This window comes from Falsiruegeria mediterranea M17 (assembly GCF_900302455.1).
Taxonomy (GTDB): domain Bacteria; phylum Pseudomonadota; class Alphaproteobacteria; order Rhodobacterales; family Rhodobacteraceae; genus Falsiruegeria; species Falsiruegeria mediterranea.
The window spans coordinates 74,552-91,662 of sequence record NZ_ONZG01000011.1 but is presented as its reverse complement, the minus strand read 5'-3'; the positions used below and the strand labels follow the sequence as shown (position 1 = coordinate 91,662).

Sequence of the window (17,111 nt, the reverse complement as noted above, 5' to 3'; positions counted from 1 at the left end):
GGTTGGCGGGCATTTTATAGGTATTGATATGATTGGCTTTGAATATTGGTTGGACGTCGACGTGCTGTGTCGCGTCGCCGGAGTTTTTGGATTTTTCAGCTACATCGGCGGATTTGCAGCGTTGCAACTGCAATGGATCAATGGCGAGGGGCTGCTCTATTCGGCAAGCAAGGTCGCAGGCGCGGTGCTGGTGCTGATCAGCCTGACGGTCGACTTCAACCTGTCTGCGGCGCTGATCCAGGTCAGCTTTCTGGGCATCGGCGTCGTGGGGCTGTGTTTGCGGTACCGACGTGCCACCAAACGGGATTGGTATGGGTCGGGGCAGCAATGATCTCCCAGTGGAAAGAGGGGCGGCAATTGGGCCGCCCCGCCGGTGTCAGAAGGTGCGCTTGATGTCGGTATAGGCCCCGCGCAGTTGCAGGGTCACCGTCAGTGGTGCACTGGTGCGATTGCGAAAGAACCAGCCGTGGTTGCCGGTAAAGGCGGCGTCGATGGTTCCTGTCTCACTCTCCACTCCGCGGCCCTTTTTGTACGAGATCGACTTGCCACTGCCATCGCCATGCAGGTCATAGTTCACGCGCCCGTCTGAGGTGTACCAGCGATATTCGGCACTTGCCCCTTGGTCCATCACCAGTTTCCATTCGGCGCCTTGGCCTGGCGTCAGCTCAAAGCTCAGCTCGTCCTGCCAAACCTCGGCCTCTTGCGCGTGGGCGGCAGAGATGAACACGTCTAATAGGTGCGATTGATCCTGCTCGGCGGCTTGACGGTCTTGCTCCGCTTCATCCGCCAGCTGTGATTTGATCTCTCCCATCTCGGTCAGGCCCAGAACACGCCCCAATCGGGTGAGGTCGATGCCGTATTCGGCAGGCAAGACGATGGCGATCAGGACGACTGCGGCCGCTGCTGCAGCGATGATGGTGGATTTCAGCAGTTGTGCGCTGCTTGGCAGCTCTGCGGGATTGGGTTTTTCTGCGTTGTACATTGGATATCTCGATGTTCGGGTTAGGAAGACAGGACAAGACCGGTGAGCTGGTAGCCCATCAGGACAAACCCGGCGGTCATCATCACGACGTTGGCGGTATAGGCATGGATCCAAAAGCTGGCACTGCGACGCCAGTAACCCATGACAATCAAGATCAGCGACAAGGCCAGAACCTGCCCGATCTCGACCCCTACGTTGAAGGCCAGCAGGTTGGGCAACAGCCCGTCCTGCGCGATGTCGTAGTCCAGGATTTTGGTGGCCAATCCCAGCCCGTGGAAAAAGCCGAAGATGAGCGTGGCCAACTTGGTGTTGGGCTGAAACCCAAACCAGCGCTGATAGGCGCCCAGGTTGTCCAGCGCTTTGTAGACGACAGACAGGCCGATGATGGCGTCGATCAGATAGGCGTTGACGTTCCAGCCGAACCAGACGCCCAACAGCATGGTTGTGGAATGCCCAAGGGCAAAGAGGCTGACATAGATGGCGACGTGCTGCATCCGATAAAGGAAGAAGACGACACCGAACAGAAACAGGATATGGTCGTATCCCGTCACCATATGTTTGGCGCCCAGATAGGCAAAGGGGATCAGTTTGACGCCCCAGATTTCCTGAATGTAACCGGCATCACCCGGGGTCACGTTATGGGCGGCGGCTGTGCTTGCGCTGATCCACAGCGCGGCCAAGCCCAGCAAGGTCGCAATGACGCGCGAACGCCATCCAACCCCACCAAGGGGAATAGAAGTCATGATATGCTCCAAGAGAGTGTGTTGAGGTTTCGATAAGGGAAACGTCAGGCTCTTGGAGGCCGCTCCAGCGTTGGCCGCAAGTTCCACGCCACCAGGGGCGGGGTCATCAGGGTTTCTTTGACACGGGGAGAGATGGGTGCAGACATGTCATCTAGGATGGCCATCACCGGGTTGTGGTCGTGATCGGCAACGTCATGGCTGTGACCGTGCGCCGACCACAGGATGTCTGCCACCGGGTCATGGGCATGTCCGTGATCTTTGATCTGCGCCGCGAGTTCGGGTTCGAATTGGGGCAGGTGCCTGGCAATTCCCGTCAGACCTTGCAGCAGAATCGCCACCGTCAGGACGGCGACAAACAGGAACTGCAACGTGTGGACGGGTCTGCCCATGACCGGATGCTCGATTGGGTTTTCCCTGACATATCCCCCCTGGGGGGATGAGGTCAAGAATGCAAAGGTCGCATTTTGGAGCAAAACCACGCCAGAGAGACGGTTCTCATGTCGCATCGTCCCGTGCTTGACTTGCGCCAGATTTCTTGTGGGTATACGGACAATCTAGCGCATAGGGGAGGCATGTATGACCGACGATCCGAAAACACTCGTATCTACAAGCTGGCTGGCCGATCATCTCAAGGATCCGGACCTGCGGGTGCTGGATGCATCCTGGTATCTGCCGACCGAAAACCGCGACCCGCATGCCGAGTATCAGGCTGCGCATATTCCCGGCGCCCGGTTCTTTGACATCGACGACATTTCCGACCGTCGCTCGGACCTGCCGCATATGGTGCCGCCGGTGGAAAAGTTCATGTCGCGGATGCGGGCCATGGGCGTGGGTGATGGGCATCAGGTCGTCGTCTATGATGGTGCTGGTCTGATGTCAGCCGCGCGCGTGTGGTGGCTGTTCAAGCTGATGGGCCAGGACAATGTTGCCGTTCTGGACGGCGGATTGCCCAAATGGCAAGTCGAGGGGAACGAGATCGAGGATCTGCCGCCGGTCGTTCGTGATCGCCACATGACCGTTCGAGTGCAAAACCATCTGGTCCGCGATGTGACGCAAGTGTCCTCTGCTGCCAAGCTGGACGATCATGAAATCATCGACGCGCGGTCAGCACCCCGGTTCCGAGGCGAAGCGGCTGAGCCGCGCGAAGGCTTGCGGTCGGGCCATATCCCTGGCTCGAAAAATGTGCCGTTCAATACGCTGTTGAACAAGAACGGGACGATGAAATCCCCCGATCAGTGCCGCGAGATTTTCGAGGCCGCCGGGGTCGATTTGTCGAAACCCGCCATCACCACCTGCGGATCAGGCGTGACTGCTGCCATTCTGGCACTGGCCCTGCACCGCTTGGGTAAATCCGATTACTCGCTTTATGACGGCTCCTGGGCTGAATGGGGTGCCTTCCCGACCCTGCCCGTCGCAACCGGAGAGAACTGATGTTCGAAAACCTCAAAGCGCAGCCAGCAGACAAGATCCTGGCGCTGATGCAAGCCTATCGCGAAGACCCGCGCGATACCAAGATCGACCTTGGCGTGGGTGTGTACAAGAACGCCGAGGGCGTCACACCGGTGATGCGTGCGGTCAAGGTGGCCGAGCAGAAGATCTGGGAAGAGCAGCAGTCCAAGTCTTATGTCGGCCTGGTAGGCGACCCGGCCTATTCGGACGCGATGATCAAACTGATCCTGGGCGATGCCGTCGCGCGTGAAAACGTGGGCGCAGCGGCGACCCCCGGTGGCACCGGTGCCTGCCGTCAGGCATTTGAACTGATCCAGATGGCCTCGCCCGAGGCGCGGGTGTTCGTGTCGAACCCGACCTGGCCGAACCACATCTCGATCCTGAACTACCTGGGTATGGAAACTGTGCCCTACCGCTATTTCGACAGCGAGACACGTGGCGTCGATTTCGACGGGATGATCGAGGATCTGAAGACCGCCAAGGCGGGCGATGTGGTACTGCTGCACGGCTGCTGTCATAACCCGACCGGCGCGAACCTGAACTTGGTGCAGTGGCAAGAGATCGTGAACCTGATCAACGCCCAAAACCTGGTTGCGATGGTCGACATTGCTTATCAGGGCTTTGGTGATGGTCTGGAAGAGGATGCGCAGGCCGTGCGTCTGGTGGCCTCGTCGGTCAAGGAATGCCTGATTGCGGCGTCCTGCTCCAAGAACTTCGGTGTCTATCGCGAGCGTACTGGCCTACTGATGGCTGTGTCGAACGATAGCAGTCAGACAGCACTGAACCAAGCGACGCTGGCATTCCTGAACCGCCAGAATTACTCCTTCCCGCCCGATCACGGTGCGCGGATCGTAACCACCATCCTGAACGACGATGCCCTGCGTGCCGACTGGATGGCCGAGCTGGAGGACGTGCGCGTCTCTATGCTGGGTCTGCGTCAGCAGCTTGCGGACGAACTGCAGCGTTTGAGTGGATCTGACCGCTTTAGTTTTATCGCGCAGCACCGCGGCATGTTCTCGCGTCTAGGCACCACGCCCGAGCTGGTCGAGAAGCTGCGCGCAGAGCACGCGATCTACATGGTGGGCGACAGCCGCATGAACATCGCAGGCCTGAACGCACAGACCGTACCGATCCTGGCCAAGGCCATTGTTGACGCTGGTATTTGATATTCGGCGACAACCGGCGTTAATTTGCCAAAAATGACGAAAAAGCCGCCTGTTTTTACACCAGGCGGCTTTTTTTGTTCCCCAATCTGTGGCAACGGCTGGCCATCGCTCCCTGATTTTCACGTGCCGCGCCATGACCAGTATCCGATTTGCCCTTTCGCTTGTGTTGAGCCTCGTTCTGGTCGCCTGCGCAAGCAGTTACGACCGCACAAATGTGACTCCGACCGCCGAGACCTATGAGCGGTTTTATCCGTCGGCAGCGTCATCCGACGTGCGTCAGTTCGAAGATGGCGGTCGCGAGGCGCTGGTGACGCTGCAAGAGCATCTAAAGCCAACATTGACACAGGTGCCACGCGGTCGCGGGTTGAATATCTTAGCGCTTTCGGGGGGTGGGCAGCACGGGGCATACGGCGCAGGTGTGCTGAACGGTTGGACGACTTCGGGGAAACGGCCAGACTTTGACATTGTCACTGGGATTTCAACAGGTTCCCTGATCGCTCCGTTTGCCTTTCTGGGCTCGGGTTACGATGCGCGGCTCAAGCGGTTCTACACTCAAACAACCACGCGAGACGTGGCTCGGCTGGATGTGGCGGGCGCGATCTTTGGGCGCGGGTTCCTGGGTAAGACGACCCCTTTGCGAGCGGCGATCGAGCGTGAACTGACGGATGATCTGATTACTGCCATTGGCGCCGAGCATCGCAAGGGTAGGCGCCTGTTGGTGGGCACGACCAACATCGACGCCGAGCGGCCGGTGCTTTGGGATATTGGCCAGATGGCGCAGATCGAAACGCCGCAGGCGCGCGCCCTGATCCGCGATGTCATCTTGGCCTCGGCCGCGATTCCGGTGGTTTTCCCGCCCATCACCATCGAAGTGACAGATGGCGACATCCGCCGTGAAGAGCTGCATGTGGATGGTGGGCTGACGCGCGAGGTGTTTGTCTATCCCCCCGGCCTTCCCATGGGGCAGATGTTGCGTCAGGCGGGGTTGACCGGACGAGACAACACCATCTGGCTGATCCACAACAAGACGCTGGAACCCACGTTCGAACCCTTGCCAGGTAACGCCACTGCCGTGGCTGATCGCGCGTTCGAGATGCTGATCCGCTCGCAGAGCATTGGGAACATTGAAAGCATCCTGTCGCTTGCCAAGCGGGACGGGCTGGGTGCCAACATCACCTATATTCCGCGCGACTTCACGCATAAGCCGGATGAGCCGTTTGATCGCGATTATATGAACGCTCTGTTCACCGTAGGCCATGCAGCGGGCAGCGCGTCAGAAGGGTGGCTGTATGACATTCAGGACTGGACGACCGACGACTTTGAGTAGAGCGCATGAAAAAGGCCCGAGCCGGGAGGCTCGGGCCGTTGGTTCAGATCGGCGTCGGATCAGCCGCGCGAGAATTCGGGATAGGCTTCCATCCCAAGTTCAGCCATGTCGAGACCGTTGACCTCATCCTCTTCGCTGACGCGGATGCCCAGGGTCGCTTTCAGGATGAACCACAGCACCAGGCTGACAGCGAAGGTGAAGACACCATAGGCCACGATGCCGGTCAGCTGTGTCATCAGGGTTGCGTCCGAGTTGTAGAAGATCACTGCGATGGTGCCCCAGATGCCGGCACAGAGGTGAACGGGGATCGCACCAACGACGTCGTCGATCTTCAGTTTGTCCAGGAAGGGCACGGCGAAGACCACGATCACACCACCCACTGCACCGATCCACAGCGAGCCGAACAGGGTCGGGGCCAACGGCTCGGCAGTGATCGACACCAGGCCAGCCAGGGCACCGTTCAGCACCATGGTCAGGTCAGGCTTCTTGAACATCACCTGTGTCAGGATCAGCGCGGTCACGGCGCCAGCGGCCGCAGCCATGTTGGTGTTGGCAAAGATGCGCGACACGTCCGACACGTCACCCACGGTGCCCATGGCCAGCTGCGAGCCGCCGTTGAAGCCGAACCAACCCAGCCACAGGATGAAGGTACCCAGAGTGGCCAGCGCCAGGTTCGAACCCGGGATAGGGATAACCTTGCCGTCTTTACCGTATTTACCGATACGCGGGCCCAGCACGATGGCACCTGCCAGAGCGGCCCAGCCACCGACCGAGTGTACAACGGTCGAACCGGCGAAGTCCTGGAAGCCCATGGCATCCAACCAGCCGCCGCCCCATTTCCACGAACCGGAGATGGGGTACATCAGACCAGTCAGAACCACGACGAAGATCAGGAAGGGCCAAAGCTTGATCCGCTCGGCCAATGCACCCGACACAATCGACGCGGTCGCTGCCACAAACACCAGCTGGAAGAAGAAGTCAGAGCCTACAGAGGCATAATCCAGCGCCGCGTCCGCTGCCGACACGCCAACCGCGTCCAGCACGGTCGGCCCGCCGATGGCGAAGAAGCCATTGAAATCGCCGGGGTACATCGTGTTGAAGCCCACAAACCAATACATGATCGCTGCAATCGAATAGAGCGCGATATTCTTGGTCATCTGCATGGTGACGTTCTTGGAACGCACCAGGCCACCTTCGAGCATGGCGAACCCTGCCGCCATGAAGAAGACCAGAAAGCCCGCCATGCAGAACAACAACGTGGTCATGATGTAGGGGCCGATTTCGTCAAAGCCGGGTGCGGCAGTATCCTGCGCCAGGGCCAGCGACGGCAGGGCAATCAGCGCGGCCGCAGCAGGAAGTGTCTTGAGAAGGTTCATTTCGATTTTCCCTTGGATAAGAGTGTGCGGGCGCTTAAAGCGCGTCGTCGTTGGTTTCCCCGGTGCGCACGCGCACGGCCTGCTCGACGTCCAGGACAAAGATCTTGCCGTCACCGATCTTGCCGGTGCGGGCGGTGCTGGATATGGTTTCGACGATCTGATCGACCATCGACGCGGCAACGACGATTTCCAGCTTGATCTTGGGGACAAAATTCACGGCGTATTCCGCGCCGCGGTAGATTTCGGTGTGGCCTGATTGTGATCCAAAGCCCTTGATCTCGGTGACCATCATGCCGCGAATGCCAGCCTCGGTCAGCGCTTCGCGGACCTCCTCCAGCTTGAACGGCTTAATCGTTGCGATGATGAGTTTCACTGTGTTCCCCTCGGTTGAGCAGGCGGTGCCCTGCGTGTCTTGATGACGTGATCAAGACCGTTGCTGCGATGCAGAGAAACCGTGGCGCAGCGGAAATCATGCGAAAATCTGGAAGATTTGCACATTTTTTGCACAAAATGTCGCTTTTGATTAAATCTTGGGCGAACGCGAAAGGGGAATTGAATGTGAATAACACCTCAACACCCAGCGCGCGCCGGGGTATTGTGCCCCAAAAGCCAAAGCCGGGCAGGGTAGAGCATGAGTGATTCAAAGCGGCGCAAACCGCCATTGGTTGCAGACAAAAGATACGGGTCTGCGACGCGGACAAAAGCGACCAAACCGAAATCCAAAGCAGCGCCCAAGAAGAATGCAGCCAACAAGAGAACGGCCAGCCGCAAGACCCGCAAGCCGACTCGCAAAAAGGGAGGCGGTGGTGGGATCATCGGCGCCTTGCGTCGGTTCATCGGTTGGGTGTTCGGTCTGATCTGGGGCTTCACTTGGCGTATCGGCATGATCGTCGCACTTCTGATCGGGCTGGCCGTCGGTTTGGTTTACACCACGCTGCCGGATGTGACCGCGTTGCTCGATGGCCGGGCGCGGGGGTCGGTGACTATGCTGGACAAGGACGGTAACGTTTTTGCCTGGCGTGGGGATCAGTTTGGCGGTGTTGTGACGACCGAAACTGTGTCGCCGCATCTTAAAAACGCGGTCATCGCGACTGAGGATAAGCGGTTCTATCGCCATTTTGGCATCAGCCCCCGTGGCGTTGCCAGTGCTGTGCGCATCAACCTGAGCGAGGGACGCGGGCCATTGTCGGGCCATGGTGGTTCGACAATCACCCAGCAGACTGCCAAGCTGTTGTGTCTGGGCGTGCCCTATGACGAGACGCAGTGGGACTCTGAGAAAGCCTATGAGGACGACTGCCGCCAGGGCTCGCTGTGGCGCAAGATCAAGGAAGCCGTCTATTCGATGGCGATGGAGGTGAAATACTCCAAGGATGAGATCCTGACCATCTATCTGAACCGTGCGTTTCTGGGTGCCGGTGCGCGTGGGTTCGAGGCCGCCAGCCAGCGCTACTTTGGCAAATCAGCGGCCGAGGTCGACCCGGCTCAGGCCGCGATGCTGGCGGGACTTCTGGTGGCGCCGACGCGCTATGCGCCGACCAACAACCTCAAGCGCTCGCAGGATCGCGCCCAGGTCATTGTGGGGCTGATGGAGGACCAAGGCTATCTGACCACGGCCGAAGCGAATGGTGCTCGTGCCAATCCGGCCGAGCTGTCGGCGGCGGCGGCGGCGCGAGCAGGGGGCTACTTTGCAGATTGGGTGATGTCGAGCGGACCCGAATATTTCACCCGCAATACAACCGAAGATGTGATCATTCGCACCACGCTGGATCAGCGCATTCAGACCTCGGCCGAAGAGGCGATGAACTTTGTGTTCCAGGAAAAGGTGCGCAAAGGGTCCAAAGCGCAGGCCGCGATTGTGGTCATGTCGGCGGACGGCGCCGTGCGCGGCATGGTGGGCGGTCGCAAGACCCGTGTGACGGGGGCGTTCAATCGGGCGACGCAAGCGTTGCGACAAACCGGATCGGCCTTCAAACCCTTTGTCTATGCCACCGCGCTTGAGCTGGGTCATTCCCCGCTCGATACGGTCGTGGACGCGCCATATTGCCTGAATATTCCGGGCTCGGGCGAATGGTGCCCCAAGAACTACACCAACAAGCATTATGGCCAGGTGACGCTGACACAGGCGCTCAAGGACTCGCTGAACATTCCAGCGGTGGAAGTCTCCGAAGCGGTGGGGCGCGATCTGGTGCGCAAGGTGGCTGCTGATTTTGGCATCGACAGCGATCTGGCAGCGGGTCCGGCGCTGGCCCTTGGCGCGTCCGAAAGCACGCTGCTGGAAATGACTGGCGCTTATGCTGGTATCCTGAACGGCGGTTCGTCGGTAACACCCTATGGTTTGATCGAACTGCAGTTGCTGGGCGATGACACGCCGCTGATGGGCACCGGTGGCGGCATCGGAGAGCGCGTCATTCAGACGGCTGCAGCGGAACAGTTGATCTGGATGATGGAAAAGGTCGTCTCTGAAGGGTCCGGTCGACGCGCGGCGCTGCCGGGTTGGCAGGCGGCGGGCAAGACCGGTACGACCCAAGCCGCCCGAGATGCATGGTTCATTGGCTTCACTGCGGATTATGTTACGGGCGTGTGGATGGGCTATGACGACAATACGCCCCTGTCCGGCGTGACGGGCGGTGGTCTGCCTGCCGAGATTTGGCATGAGACGATGGTGCGCGTACAGGACGGTCTGGCTCCGAAACCTCTGCCCATGCGTGCGCCAGTCCAGCCCACACGTATCCCCGAACCCAAACGTAACAAGGGCGGCGGCTTGGGGGATGCGGTCGACAAATTGCTCAAAGATATCTTTGGCGGTCGCAACTGATTTGCGACGGGTCACTGCGTTCTGCGGTACCGCGCCGAGCCGAAGGCGAGGCGCCCGGCCCAACGAGAGGAGGTGCCCGTCAAGGGCATCGACGACGGGCGGGAGTACCCCCGTTTTTTTGACAACGCGTCGTGATATACCTCAAAAAAAGGCCGCCCGAACTATCGGCGGCCTTTTACAGTCTTTTTTTCTGGAGCAGATCAGCCCGCCTTGGACAGATCCGAAATCAGCTTGTTCAGATCGCCTTTGCGCCGGTCCAGCATGGCGCCGATCTCGGTGCGTTCAGTCAACAGCAGGTTCACGCCTTCGATGAACATGTTGTAGAATTTGTCCTTGCCGGATTTGTCCGAAACCAGGAAGGTCACATCAAACGGGGCTGAACCCTGAAGTTTGACCAAGCTCTTGATCTCATAGCCTGCCTTGATCTTGCGGGCCGATCTGACGGTCACTTCGCCGCCGATGAATTCACGGAACCGACGGCCGTATTTGCGCGAGATATAACCCTGAAAGGCCTTGGTAAAGTTCCGCAATTGCGCTTGTGACGCAGACCGGGCATCCGCGCCCAGTGCATAGCGGGCCATGATCGGCACATCGGCATAGCGCACAAAGATCTTCTCGAAATCCCGCAGCATCGCCGACTCGGATTTGCCCGAAGCAATCACTTTGTTGATGTCGGAGACAACATTGTTCACCAGGGTGCGGGCCCCCGCTTCGGTCAGGGCCAGAGCAGGCAGCGGCAGCGCCGTCATCGAAAATCCGGCCACGGCAGATGCAACAAAGTTGCGACGGTTCAAAAGATCACTCAGCATAGGGGTCCTCGTAGGGGTCTGACGCATCTGAATACGGATCCGAGTAGGGATCGGCGTATAGGCCAAGATAGGCGTCCTCGTCATCGCCTGCCAGTTCGAACCTGCGATTTTGCAGATAAATCAGGCGCGCTTGGGCGTAACTGTCTGCGCTTTCATACAAAATCGAATCGACCGTGTCCGAAAACCGACCCCGGTCGCCCATGCGGCGCACGACTTCCGTGTACAGCCCAAGATTGTCGATCGGACGGGTCGGGGCAAAATCCAGGGGATTGGTGAACAGGTTGACAACAACTCCAACGGCGTCGCGAGTGGTCGATGGGCCGTAGAGGGGCAGTTCCAGATAGGGGCCTTCTCCTACACCCCAGACATGCAGGGTTTCGCCGAAATCGGTGTCGACCTGCGGCACCTTGAAGTCGGTTGCCGGGTCAGCAAGACCCGCAAAGCCCACGGTGGAGTTGATGAGGAACCGATAGAGCGTAATGGCGGTTTCCTTGGGCTTGCCTTGAAGCAGATAGTCAACGGCCTGGCCGGGCAAGGAGATGTTTTCAGCAAATGAGTTGAAGCTGGTCACCATCGGATCGGGAATGATACTGACATAGCCTTTGGACGCCGGCCGAAACAGGAACTTGTCGACGCCGAGGTTGAAGGAATGAACCGAACGGTTGCCGTTTTCATAGGGATCATAGAAGGCGCCGTTGGCTTGTTCGACAGTTGTCGTCTGGGCGCAACCGGCAACGACCAAGGCCAGAGCCATGATGCATAAGCGCAGAGCGGTTCCGGCGAAATTGGTCATTCTATTCGTAATCCATTCAACAAGTTCCGGCCAGATTGCCAAGCCTTGGATATAATCGCAACCAATGTCCCTGACACCAGCAGCGCAACAACGGGCTCGATGTGTGTCACTTATGGAACAGGGTTGCATTTAGCTTGCTAAGTGCACCGCGTAAAGCGGTCTTGCTTGTGTTCGGCGCGTTGGCGAGCATTTGCTGGGCTTTGACCGCGGGATCAGCGATCTGGGGGCTGTCGTGCAAAATCTGAGTTTCGGGCTTTTCGCGGCTCTTGATCCCGGCTAGCGTCCCCCCGATTGCGAATTTCGAAAGGACGCGTGCCATGAGCATCGAAGCGAAACTTGAAAGCCTGGGTGTGACCTTGCCGGACGCGCCTGCTCCAGCGGCCAACTACGTGCCCTTCGTGCAGGTGGGTGACATGGTCTATGTGTCGGGACAGATCTCGAACGACGAAAACGGCCTGATTCTGGGCAAACTGGGTGAGAACATGGATGTCGAGGCCGGTGCTGCCGCCGCGCGACGCTGCGCCATCAACCTGCTGGCCCAGGTCAAGGCGGCCTGTGGCGGTGATTTGGACCGCCTGGTGCGGGTTGTGAAGCTGACGGGCTTTGTGAACTCGACCGCTGACTTCACTGCGCAGCCACAGGTCATCAATGGTGCGTCCGACTTTATGGTCGAGGCCTTGGGCGACGCAGGTCGTCATTCGCGCTCGGCTGTCAGTGCTGCGGCGCTGCCCTTGGGCGTTGCGGTCGAGATCGAAGGCTTCTTTCAGATCAAATGATCCCGCGACTGCCCCAGGCCTTTCTGGATGCACCAATTGCACACCGTGGCCTGCATGATGTGACTGACGGTCGCCCCGAAAACAGCCGCGCGGCCATCCGCGCGGCGATGGATGCGGGGTATGGCATCGAGATTGATCTGCAGATGACATCCGACAGCCAAGCGATGGTGTTCCATGACTATGACATGGGGCGGCTCACCGGTACGCCGGGTGCCATTCGTCTAGTCTCGTCCGACCAGGCGCGCGCGACGACCCTTTTGGGGGGCAAGGATGAATACATTCCCAGCCTGTCCGAAGTGCTCGACATGGTGGGCGGGCGCGCTCCCTTACTGATCGAGCTCAAGGATCAGGACGGTGCCATGGGCACGGCCATCGGACCGTTGGAACATGCCACAGCCTCAGCGCTTGCCGGGTATCAGGGGCCGGTTGCGTTGATGTCCTTCAACCCGAACAGCGTTGAGTTGCTGGCTGATCTTCTGCCCGATGTCCCGCGTGGCATCGTGACCAGCGCCTATGACCCGGCTGAATGGCCGCTGTCGCAGGCGGTTTGTGATCATCTGCGGGGCATTCCCGACTATGACCGGACACGGTCGTCTTTCATCAGCCACAAGGTCGAGGATCTGACCCGCCCGCGTGTGGCCGAGCTCAAGGCCAGGGGTGCGGATATCCTGTGCTGGACCAGCAAGTCCACTGAACAGGATCGCGAAGCGCGGCGTGTTGCCCAGAACGTGACATTTGAAGGGTATCTTGCCCATGCGCCGGGTTGATCCCGGCGCCCCTGACCACAGATAAAGGGGCACAGCCGGAGGGGTCATGGATCAGGCGCAGATCGAAATTCAGGTTTTGGGATCGCTGTCGCAGATATCCGCGCAGGACTGGGACGCCTGTGCCTGTCCCGAGGCGGCAGATGGTGGGCGTCCAATGGATCCGTTCACGACGCACCGGTTTCTGAGTGCGCTGGAAGAGAGCGGTTCGGTTGGGGCGGGAACCGGATGGCAGCCGCAATATCTGACGGCGTATCTGGATGGCATGATGATTGCCGCCGCGCCGCTTTATGCCAAGTCACACAGCCAGGGCGAGTACATCTTCGACCACAATTGGGCCCATGCGTATGAGCATGCCGGTGGGCGCTATTACCCTAAGCTGCAGGTCGCGGTGCCCTTTACTCCGGCCACAGGTCGGCGGTTCCTGGTGCGCCCGGGGTACGAAGGGATCGGGCAATCGGCTCTGGTTCAAGGCATGGTACAACTGGCCGCCGACAACAATGTCTCAACCGTGCATGTCACTTTTTGCACCGAAGCTGAGGCCGAGGTGGGCCGAGAAATCGGCCTGATGCACCGCACGACGCAGCAGTTTCACTGGCTCAACGATAGCTACGCGGATTTCGACGATTTCCTGGCTGCGTTGTCCTCGCGCAAGCGCAAGACGCTGCGCAAAGAACGGCGGCAGGCCAATGACTTTGGCGGGACGATCCAGATGTTCACTGGGGATGAGCTACGCCCGGAGCATTGGGATGCTTTCTGGATGTTCTACCAGGACACTGGTGCACGTAAATGGGGGTCGCCTTACCTGACGCGACAGTTCTTTGAGATTGCACACGACACAATGGCTGATGACATGGCGCTGGTGCTGGCAGAACGCAATGGAGCTTATGTGGCCGGGGCGCTCAACTTCATCGGACGCGAGACGCTTTTTGGCCGTTATTGGGGCTGCATTGAACATCACGCCTGTTTGCACTTTGAACTATGCTATTATCGCGCCATCGATTTGGCGATCGCCGAAGGGCTGCACCGGGTTGAGGCGGGCGCACAGGGCGAACACAAGCTCGCACGCGGGTACATGCCGACGCAGACCCACAGCCTACATTGGGTGGGCGATCCCGGCTTTGCCGACGCCATCGCCCGCTACCTTGAGGCCGAGCGCGAGGCGATTGACCAGGAGATTGAGCTGTTGACGGACTATGGCCCCTTCAAGAAGGTGGATGTGGAGGAACAGCAATGACCGAGAAACTGTCAGACGCCACACGCGGCCCACTTTTGAGCCCGCTGTACGACAATGGCTGGACCATGGTCGAGGGGCGCGATGCGATCACCAAGACTTTTATCTTCGACAATTTCGTCGAGGCCTTTGGTTGGATGACCCGCGTCGCTATCTGGGCCGAGAAATGGAACCACCACCCAGAATGGAGCAACGTCTATCGCACGGTTGAAGTTGTGCTAAGCACCCATGATGTGGATGGGTTATCGGCGCTCGATGCCAAGCTGGCGCGCAAGATGGATTCGCTGCTTTGAGGCGAATCAAATGCGGTGAAATCCGTGATTTTGGGTGACGGTCGGGGAACAGTTCAGTTTCATCGGCGGATTTTTGCTTGTCCAAAATGACAGCAACCTCCTGTGCAGAAAAAGGCCCCGAAACCAGCAGTTTCGGGGCTCGGCATATCAGATGACGTCGAGCAGACCTTCACCCGCTGACAGCTCGCACATGCCGGGGTTCTCTTCGACATTCACGGCAACAACCTTGCCGTCTTCTACCAGCATCGCGTAGCGGATCGAACGGGCGATCAGGCCAGCCGGAGGGGCATCAAATCGCGCGCCGATGGCATCGGTGAAAGTGCATTCTGCGTCAGCAATCATGGTCAATCCGGCGGCCGAGGCACCAGTCGCTTCTCCCCAAGTGGACATCACGAAAGGGTCGTTGACAGACACGCAGATGATCTCGTCTACGCCTTTTGCGTCAAACTGATCCTTGGTGCGGATGAAGCTGGGCACATGGGCGGAATGACAGGTCGGAGTGAACGCTCCGGGCACCGCGAAAATCACAACTTTACGGCCTTTGGCCTTGTCGGCGATGTTAACTTGTTCGGGCCCCTTAGCGCCCATAAACGTCACTGTGGCGTCGGGAATTTGTTCGCCAACTGCAATCATACTTTGATACCTCGTTCTTGGATTTGCGGTTCTGTGCCCTTGGGCATATAGCTGTCGATCGAAAGATGACCATCATTTTTTAGTGAGGCAGGAAGAAATGAGCCATATCGTCGTGATCGGAGCCGGGCAGGCGGGATCGTCCCTTGTCGCGAAACTGCGCAAGGATGGGTTCGAAGGCGAGATTACTCTGATTGGGGCCGAGCCGGTTCTGCCGTATCAGCGCCCGCCGCTGTCCAAGGCTTATCTGCTGGGCGATATGGAGCTGGAGCGTCTGTTCCTGCGTCCTGCCTCTTTCTACGAAGAACAGAACATTACCGTGAAGCTGGGCTGCCGAGTGACGGCAATCGATGCGGCAGCCAAGACCGTGACTGTGGGCGACGAGGTGATCAGCTACGACCAACTCGCGCTGACCACCGGCTCGGACCCGCGCCGCTTGCCTGCCAAGATCGGCGGTGATCTGGGCAATGTGTTCCTGGTTCGCGATCTGGCTGATGCCGATGCAATGGCGCCCGAATTCAAAGATGGTGCGCGAGCGCTGATCATCGGCGGAGGCTACATCGGGCTTGAGGCGGCCGCGGTCTGTGCCAAACGCGGTGTGCAGGTGACTTTGGTCGAAATGGCCGACCGCATCCTGCAGCGTGTTGCTGCGCCTGAAACCAGCGACTATTTCCGCAGTCTGCACGGCAGCCATGGCGCGGACATCCGCGAAGGCGTGGGTCTGGATCACCTCGTTGGCACCGATGGCAAAGTGACCGGTGCCGTACTGACCGATGGCACCAAGTTGGAGATCGACTTTGCCGTGGTTGGCGTGGGCATTACGCCCGCAACCCAATTGGCGGAAATGGCCGAGGTCGAGTTGGACAATGGCATCAAGACCGATGCGCATGGCCGCACCTCTGATCCGTCGATCTGGGCTGCTGGTGACTGCGCCTCTTTCCCTTACAAGGGCGGGCGCATCCGTCTGGAAAGCGTTCCCAACGCCATCGACCAAGCCGAATTTGTCGCCCAGAACATGATGGGTGCCGACAAGGAGTACATCGCCACCCCATGGTTCTGGTCGGATCAGTATGACGTCAAACTGCAAATCGCGGGTCTGAACACAGGCTATGACCGCGTCGTGACCCGCAAGGGCGATGGGCTGACCAATTCGTTCTGGTACTACAAGGGCGATCAGCTGCTGGCCGTGGACGCGATGAACGACCCACGCGCCTACATGGTTGGTAAACGTCTGATTGATGGCGGCAAAAACGCTGATCCCGCAGTTGTGGGTGATCCCGAGGCGGACCTTAAGCCGCTCCTCAAAGCGTGAGGATCATCGCGGGCGACTTCCGGGGGCGGGCGTTGGCCTCAGTCGGCAAGGGGGATGCGGGTGCGCATCTGCGTCCCACCACGGACCGGGTTCGCGAAAGCCTGTTCAACGTGTTGATGCATACGGGAGCGATTCCCGACGCCCGTGTGCTGGACCTGTTTGCAGGCACCGGGGCGCTTGGGCTTGAGGCGTTGTCGCGTGGCGCTGCACATGTCAGCTTTGTTGATGACGGGCGTGTGGCGCAGGGGCTGATCCGCAAGAACATTGACCTGACCCGCAGCAAGGAGCGCACGGTAATGATCCGGCGCGATGCAACCCGACTGGGACCAAACCCGGATGCGCCTTATGATTTGGTGTTCCTTGATCCGCCGTACGGCAAGGACCTGGGGCAAAAGGCGCTGGATCTTGCCGTGGCTGGTGGATGGGTCGCGGATGATGCCCTGATCGTCTGGGAGGAAAGCGCCCCGATGGACACGCCCGAGGGGTTCGAACTGCACGACCGGCGCAAATACGGCGACACGCATGTCACGCTGTTGTGGCGCTCTGTTTCAGAGTGAAATGATGCGGGTGGGCGATCGCCGAACCTGGATTTGATCCCCCTGACGTTGACCGATAGTCCTGCCTGCAAAAGCGATTTGGAGC

General features: G+C 59.2%; 19 protein-coding genes. 11 read left to right on the top strand and 8 right to left on the bottom strand.

The genetic code is table 11. The features are described 5' to 3' along the window. The first annotated feature begins 28 nt into the window (after positions 1-28). Positions 29-331, top strand: a complete 303-nt coding sequence (locus TRM7615_RS19540; protein WP_125133714.1) for a CBU_0592 family membrane protein — start codon at positions 29-31, stop codon at positions 329-331. 45 nt (positions 332-376) lie between these two features. Here the strand turns inward: TRM7615_RS19540 and TRM7615_RS19535 are convergent, their stop codons facing one another. Genes TRM7615_RS19535 through TRM7615_RS19525 form a run of 3 tightly spaced genes read right to left on the bottom strand, consistent with a single transcriptional unit; the run spans position 377 to position 2,114 of the window. Next, the gene (locus TRM7615_RS19535) at positions 377-982 is read right to left on the bottom strand and encodes a transmembrane anchor protein (RefSeq protein ID WP_108790852.1); all 606 of its coding nucleotides are present in this window, start codon (positions 980-982) and stop codon (positions 377-379) included. Positions 983-1,002: 20 nt separating this feature from the next. Further along, positions 1,003-1,725, bottom strand: a complete 723-nt coding sequence (locus tag TRM7615_RS19530; RefSeq protein WP_108790850.1) for a HupE/UreJ family protein — start codon at positions 1,723-1,725, stop codon at positions 1,003-1,005. A 44-nt stretch (positions 1,726-1,769) separates the two neighbouring features. Further along, positions 1,770-2,114, bottom strand: a complete 345-nt coding sequence (locus tag TRM7615_RS19525; RefSeq protein WP_108790848.1) for a hypothetical protein — start codon at positions 2,112-2,114, stop codon at positions 1,770-1,772. A gap of 187 nt (positions 2,115-2,301) precedes the next feature. Between TRM7615_RS19525 and sseA the strand changes: the two genes are divergently transcribed. The 3 genes from sseA (at position 2,302) to TRM7615_RS19510 (ending at position 5,667) form a co-directional block, all read left to right on the top strand. Further along, positions 2,302-3,156 carry a 3-mercaptopyruvate sulfurtransferase gene (sseA, locus tag TRM7615_RS19520; RefSeq protein ID WP_108790846.1) on the top strand — a complete coding sequence of 285 codons (855 nt, stop codon included), beginning with the start codon at positions 2,302-2,304 and terminating at the stop codon, positions 3,154-3,156. Further along, on the top strand, positions 3,156-4,340 hold the full coding sequence (locus TRM7615_RS19515; protein ID WP_108790844.1) for an amino acid aminotransferase: 1,185 nt from the start codon (positions 3,156-3,158) through the stop codon (positions 4,338-4,340). The genes sseA and TRM7615_RS19515 overlap by 1 nt, the downstream gene beginning before the upstream one ends. A gap of 133 nt (positions 4,341-4,473) precedes the next feature. Further along, the gene (locus TRM7615_RS19510; RefSeq protein WP_108790842.1) at positions 4,474-5,667 is read left to right on the top strand and encodes a patatin-like phospholipase family protein; all 1,194 of its coding nucleotides are present in this window, start codon (positions 4,474-4,476) and stop codon (positions 5,665-5,667) included. Between the two features lie 59 nt (positions 5,668-5,726). Here the strand turns inward: TRM7615_RS19510 and TRM7615_RS19505 are convergent, their stop codons facing one another. Both TRM7615_RS19505 and TRM7615_RS19500 read right to left on the bottom strand, forming a co-directional pair. Further along, complete coding sequence (locus TRM7615_RS19505; RefSeq protein ID WP_108790840.1) at positions 5,727-7,043, bottom strand: ammonium transporter AmtB; 1,317 nt, start codon at positions 7,041-7,043, stop codon at positions 5,727-5,729. A gap of 34 nt (positions 7,044-7,077) precedes the next feature. Next, complete coding sequence (locus tag TRM7615_RS19500; protein ID WP_085793953.1) at positions 7,078-7,416, bottom strand: P-II family nitrogen regulator; 339 nt, start codon at positions 7,414-7,416, stop codon at positions 7,078-7,080. Positions 7,417-7,674: 258 nt separating this feature from the next. Between TRM7615_RS19500 and TRM7615_RS19495 the strand changes: the two genes are divergently transcribed. Further along, positions 7,675-9,858 (top strand): transglycosylase domain-containing protein, encoded by a 2,184-nt coding sequence (locus TRM7615_RS19495; protein WP_108790838.1) that lies wholly within the window; start codon positions 7,675-7,677, stop codon positions 9,856-9,858. 200 nt (positions 9,859-10,058) lie between these two features. Here TRM7615_RS19495 and TRM7615_RS19490 read toward each other — a convergent pair whose 3' ends face one another. Both TRM7615_RS19490 and TRM7615_RS19485 read right to left on the bottom strand, forming a co-directional pair. Then, the gene (locus TRM7615_RS19490) at positions 10,059-10,667 is read right to left on the bottom strand and encodes an MlaC/ttg2D family ABC transporter substrate-binding protein (protein ID WP_108790836.1); all 609 of its coding nucleotides are present in this window, start codon (positions 10,665-10,667) and stop codon (positions 10,059-10,061) included. Beyond that, positions 10,657-11,460 (bottom strand): MlaA family lipoprotein, encoded by an 804-nt coding sequence (locus TRM7615_RS19485; RefSeq protein ID WP_108790834.1) that lies wholly within the window; start codon positions 11,458-11,460, stop codon positions 10,657-10,659. The genes TRM7615_RS19490 and TRM7615_RS19485 overlap by 11 nt, the downstream gene beginning before the upstream one ends. A gap of 317 nt (positions 11,461-11,777) precedes the next feature. Between TRM7615_RS19485 and TRM7615_RS19475 the strand changes: the two genes are divergently transcribed. The 4 genes from TRM7615_RS19475 to TRM7615_RS19460 are packed head-to-tail and all read left to right on the top strand — an operon-like array spanning position 11,778 to position 14,527. Further along, a complete protein-coding gene (locus tag TRM7615_RS19475; RefSeq protein WP_108790830.1) occupies positions 11,778-12,236 on the top strand; it encodes a RidA family protein in 459 nt (152 codons plus the stop codon). Further along, entirely contained in the window at positions 12,233-13,003 is a 771-nt protein-coding gene (locus TRM7615_RS19470; RefSeq protein ID WP_108790828.1) for a glycerophosphodiester phosphodiesterase family protein, read from the top strand. Before TRM7615_RS19475 ends, TRM7615_RS19470 begins: the two co-directional genes overlap by 4 nt. Before the next feature lie 46 nt (positions 13,004-13,049). After that, entirely contained in the window at positions 13,050-14,237 is a 1,188-nt protein-coding gene (locus tag TRM7615_RS19465) for a GNAT family N-acetyltransferase (RefSeq protein WP_108790826.1), read from the top strand. Then, entirely contained in the window at positions 14,234-14,527 is a 294-nt protein-coding gene (locus TRM7615_RS19460; RefSeq protein ID WP_108790824.1) for a 4a-hydroxytetrahydrobiopterin dehydratase, read from the top strand. The genes TRM7615_RS19465 and TRM7615_RS19460 overlap by 4 nt, the downstream gene beginning before the upstream one ends. 147 nt (positions 14,528-14,674) lie before the next feature. Here the strand turns inward: TRM7615_RS19460 and TRM7615_RS19455 are convergent, their stop codons facing one another. Further along, positions 14,675-15,160: a peroxiredoxin gene (locus TRM7615_RS19455; protein WP_108790822.1), complete on the bottom strand. Its 486-nt coding sequence runs from the start codon at positions 15,158-15,160 to the stop codon at positions 14,675-14,677. Between the two features lie 97 nt (positions 15,161-15,257). Here TRM7615_RS19455 and TRM7615_RS19450 point away from each other — a divergent pair, with 97 nt between their 5' ends. Further along, positions 15,258-16,469: an NAD(P)/FAD-dependent oxidoreductase gene (locus tag TRM7615_RS19450; protein WP_108790820.1), complete on the top strand. Its 1,212-nt coding sequence runs from the start codon at positions 15,258-15,260 to the stop codon at positions 16,467-16,469. Further along, complete coding sequence (gene rsmD, locus TRM7615_RS19445; RefSeq protein WP_108790818.1) at positions 16,466-17,026, top strand: 16S rRNA (guanine(966)-N(2))-methyltransferase RsmD; 561 nt, start codon at positions 16,466-16,468, stop codon at positions 17,024-17,026. Before TRM7615_RS19450 ends, rsmD begins: the two co-directional genes overlap by 4 nt. Positions 17,027-17,111: the final 85 nt, after the last annotated feature.

Excerpts from the sequence above, each read along its gene's own strand:
- TRM7615_RS19540 (WP_125133714.1), top strand. The coding sequence starts at position 29 with ATGATTGGCTTTGAATATTGGTTGGACGTCGACGTGCTGTGTCGCGTC.
- TRM7615_RS19535 (WP_108790852.1), bottom strand. The coding sequence starts at position 982 with ATGTACAACGCAGAAAAACCCAATCCCGCAGAGCTGCCAAGCAGCGCA.
- TRM7615_RS19530 (WP_108790850.1), bottom strand. The coding sequence starts at position 1,725 with ATGACTTCTATTCCCCTTGGTGGGGTTGGATGGCGTTCGCGCGTCATT.
- TRM7615_RS19525 (WP_108790848.1), bottom strand. The coding sequence starts at position 2,114 with ATGGGCAGACCCGTCCACACGTTGCAGTTCCTGTTTGTCGCCGTCCTG.
- sseA (WP_108790846.1), top strand. The coding sequence starts at position 2,302 with ATGACCGACGATCCGAAAACACTCGTATCTACAAGCTGGCTGGCCGAT.
- TRM7615_RS19515 (WP_108790844.1), top strand. The coding sequence starts at position 3,156 with ATGTTCGAAAACCTCAAAGCGCAGCCAGCAGACAAGATCCTGGCGCTG.
- TRM7615_RS19510 (WP_108790842.1), top strand. The coding sequence starts at position 4,474 with ATGACCAGTATCCGATTTGCCCTTTCGCTTGTGTTGAGCCTCGTTCTG.
- TRM7615_RS19505 (WP_108790840.1), bottom strand. The coding sequence starts at position 7,043 with ATGAACCTTCTCAAGACACTTCCTGCTGCGGCCGCGCTGATTGCCCTG.
- TRM7615_RS19495 (WP_108790838.1), top strand. The coding sequence starts at position 7,675 with ATGAGTGATTCAAAGCGGCGCAAACCGCCATTGGTTGCAGACAAAAGA.
- TRM7615_RS19490 (WP_108790836.1), bottom strand. The coding sequence starts at position 10,667 with ATGCTGAGTGATCTTTTGAACCGTCGCAACTTTGTTGCATCTGCCGTG.
- TRM7615_RS19485 (WP_108790834.1), bottom strand. The coding sequence starts at position 11,460 with ATGACCAATTTCGCCGGAACCGCTCTGCGCTTATGCATCATGGCTCTG.
- TRM7615_RS19475 (WP_108790830.1), top strand. The coding sequence starts at position 11,778 with ATGAGCATCGAAGCGAAACTTGAAAGCCTGGGTGTGACCTTGCCGGAC.
- TRM7615_RS19470 (WP_108790828.1), top strand. The coding sequence starts at position 12,233 with ATGATCCCGCGACTGCCCCAGGCCTTTCTGGATGCACCAATTGCACAC.
- TRM7615_RS19465 (WP_108790826.1), top strand. The coding sequence starts at position 13,050 with ATGGATCAGGCGCAGATCGAAATTCAGGTTTTGGGATCGCTGTCGCAG.
- TRM7615_RS19460 (WP_108790824.1), top strand. The coding sequence starts at position 14,234 with ATGACCGAGAAACTGTCAGACGCCACACGCGGCCCACTTTTGAGCCCG.
- TRM7615_RS19455 (WP_108790822.1), bottom strand. The coding sequence starts at position 15,160 with ATGATTGCAGTTGGCGAACAAATTCCCGACGCCACAGTGACGTTTATG.
- TRM7615_RS19450 (WP_108790820.1), top strand. The coding sequence starts at position 15,258 with ATGAGCCATATCGTCGTGATCGGAGCCGGGCAGGCGGGATCGTCCCTT.